The sequence below is a fragment of the Okeania sp. SIO3B5 genome, assembly GCF_010692555.1.
Classification (GTDB): domain Bacteria; phylum Cyanobacteriota; class Cyanobacteriia; order Cyanobacteriales; family Microcoleaceae; genus Okeania.
Genome location: NZ_JAAHHG010000783.1, coordinates 1 through 3,126, shown reverse-complemented (window position 1 = coordinate 3,126; position 3,126 = coordinate 1). Strand labels below are relative to the sequence as shown.

General features: G+C 36.0%; 2 protein-coding genes. Both read right to left on the bottom strand.

Annotated elements, in window-relative coordinates; translation table 11 throughout:
* Nucleotides 1–595 precede the first annotated feature (595 nt).
* On the bottom strand, nt 596–1,123 hold the full coding sequence (gene hoxE / locus F6K54_RS42405; protein ID WP_293090486.1) for a bidirectional hydrogenase complex protein HoxE: 528 nt from the start codon (nt 1,121–1,123) through the stop codon (nt 596–598).
* Between the two features lie 736 nt (nt 1,124–1,859).
* The gene (locus F6K54_RS42400; RefSeq protein WP_293090485.1) at nt 1,860–2,873 is read right to left on the bottom strand and encodes an adenosine kinase; all 1,014 of its coding nucleotides are present in this window, start codon (nt 2,871–2,873) and stop codon (nt 1,860–1,862) included.
* Between the last annotated feature and the right edge of the window lie 253 nt (nt 2,874–3,126).

Below are 3,126 nucleotides of genomic sequence, written 5' to 3'. Positions count from 1 at the left end.
CATACTGGTATAGATAGACAGTAGCTCTTCCGATTAGAAAATATAGACCTCTCCCCCCTTTCCAAGGGGGGTTGGGGGGGATCAGAGAGTTAATTTTACCCACAATTTTAGCCTAGACGCGCTACTACCAATAGCGTTTATGCGTAAGTCCTGTTTATAAGTCAGTAAAAAAAATAGATCGTTAAGTAATTAAGTGAGATGGTTTTTCGGTGGTGGTGCATTGTACGGCAGTGGGAGCATCTTGCTCCCGTGCCAAGCATTCCTTGTTTCTTGTATACCATTACTATGCAGGACTACCGATTTTTCTTAGTTTCCATCTTACTAAATATTCTAACTTGACAACTGGATTCTTTTTCTAGCTTTAAATATTTCCACAATCAAAAAATATCAACTTTTAATCAGGTAAAACTTTACCTAAATATCTATGTTTACTCATGCAATTTTGACTGTTGATTTTTGGCTAAATTTACCGAAATATTCTGGTTTAAAGCCTCCCCTTTTAAGAGGATAATAAATAAAAATTTTCCTTTGAGTCAATCCTCTTAGTTGTCAAGGAGAGGTAATTCTAAATTCTAAATTCTAAATTCTAAATTCTTTAATCCTGCCAACCTTTAATTTTTTCCATAACCAATTCTGGAGTTTGTTTACCTACGATACTACCATCAAAAACCACTGCTGGCGCAATCCCACAAGCACCCAAACAACGAGCTGCCATCAGAGAAATTTGATCGTCTGCTGTTGTTTCTCCTACTTTTATATCTAATTCTTTTTCTAGTGCTTTAATTACTTCTCCACCACCTTTTACATAACAAGCAGTACCCATACATACCACACAAGTATGAGCGCCATTAGGCTTAAGTGAAAAAATATGATAAAAAGTTGCTACTCCATATACTCTACTCAATGGTAACTTTAAACCTCGTGCTATATACGTCAAAACATCAGGCTCTAAATAGCCAAATGTTGATTGTGCTTTATGCAATACTTCAATTAAAGAATCTTGACGATATTGATTCCGCTTCATTGTAATATCTAACTGTTTAAAGCGTTTATCGCCACTAGGATGACCCTTTTTTTTTTGTTGAGAATCTTTGCTTTTAGTATCTTTAGTGGCAGTTTCCATTTCTATAATACTCCTCAACTTACTGCTCTTGGTATTTGCTTTTGATAGTAACCGATATTTACTTAATATTTACTGCCTGCTTATTAAAGTTTTAATTTATTTATATTGTTACATATTACTATTTTTTTGAACTACTTAATTTACATTTTATTACATTTTTTTCATCTTGTTTAATAAACAACTTGTTTGTTGTTTAATTTTGCTTTAAGACTGAGCTTAAATCTTTAATAATTATTCAACAAAATCCCTAAAATAAACTAAATTCTTAATTCAAAATAGTAGAAGGAAGAAGGAAGAAGGAAAAAGGAAGAAGGAAGAAGGAAGAAGGGGTAAATATTGAAAATAAAGATAGAGATAACTATCTCAAATCAACTGGAGCAGCTATTTTTAAGCATATCCGATCAATATCTACCTTTTTGTAGCATTATTTTTTGAAATTGGTATTACTATATGATATAGATAGAAAATGGCTTCTATACAATAGATTGCCAATAAATGAGGTACAGTGCTGAACTTGATAAATTCTCACCATTAAAAAAACTGGCTGAAAAATCTTTGTTGCCGTACCTCATCCACTTGAAATACTATGTATTATCGTCGCTACGCTTTCGTTGCATTTTGAATGTTAGGTTTTAGGTATGAGGAAGCAGATTTTTCAGAACTATTCGGAGTAGTTACATTTTAAAACCCCAATTAACGATTTAACCATTAACCTAAAACCTACAAAATTCTTCAATTATGAAGATGATATTACTTCCTGAAATTTATCTTCCCAAGAACCTTCTAAACGCGGACCTTGAATTTGTACAACAGCAGAAGCTAAATAATTTCCCCAACGTGCAGCTTGAATAGGTGTGTAACCATGGGTAAGACCAAATAACACACCTCCGGCAAAAGCATCTCCTGCACCAACAGTATCGATCGCTTTCACAGCAAACCCTGGTACAGGAGTAATTTTTTTATCTTGTACAACTAAACAACCTTCCTTACCGTTAGTAATAAAAGCTGTTTCTACCAACTCCCCAATTTTGACAGCACATTCTTCTAAAGACTCAATTCCGCAGAAACTACGAGCTTCATCAGCATTGCAAAATAACACATCACAATAATTTGACGCTACCTCGCGGAAGTCATCCGCAAACATATCTACTAAAAACTGGTCAGAAAAGGTAAAACACACTGTAACCCCTTGGCGTTTAGAATCTTCCATTGCTTGAATACAAGCTTGCTTTGTATCCGGTCCCGTCCACAAATAACCTTCTATATAACTGTATTTACAACGCTTAATTTGTTCTGCATCAATATCACTAGCACTGAGACTTACAGATACTCCCAGATTAGTACACATAGTACGTTCGGCATCAGGAGTTGTCAGTACCACACAAGTACCAGTAGGTCCATTTGCTGTAGATGTAGGAACTACATTAAATTCAATTTTGGAATCGAGCATATCTTTGCGGTACAACTCACCATTAGGATCGTTGGCGACTTTGGCCACAAAAATACCCGTCCCTCCACTCTGAGCGATCGCAATCATGGTATTTGCTGCTGAACCTCCAGAACGTTTTTTTAAAGGGATGTTTTCCAAGTCCTGCAATATTCCTCCTTGTGTGGGAACATCCATCAGAGTCATTCCACTTTTTTGGAGAGAATGTTTAGCGATCAAATCTTCTTCTACAAATGCGAGGATATCTACTAAGGCGTTACCGACGCCAAATACATCTAATTGTTGGGTGTTTTCTGCTGTCATCTATTTTTCTATTTTTTAGCCACTTAGGCATAATATCATGTATGGATAAAATTTAGGGGATGGGGAGTAGGGGAGTAGGGGAGTAGGGGAGTAGGGGAGTAGGGGAGATAGGGAGATGGGGAGATGGGGGGATGGGGGGATCGAGAAAGATTTGGCAATAGCGCATTGGTTGAAACATTTTTTTATGACAAATTAAGAGAATTTGAGATCGCACACACTACTTTATAGCACTTCTCTAATTTATGAGGTAAAG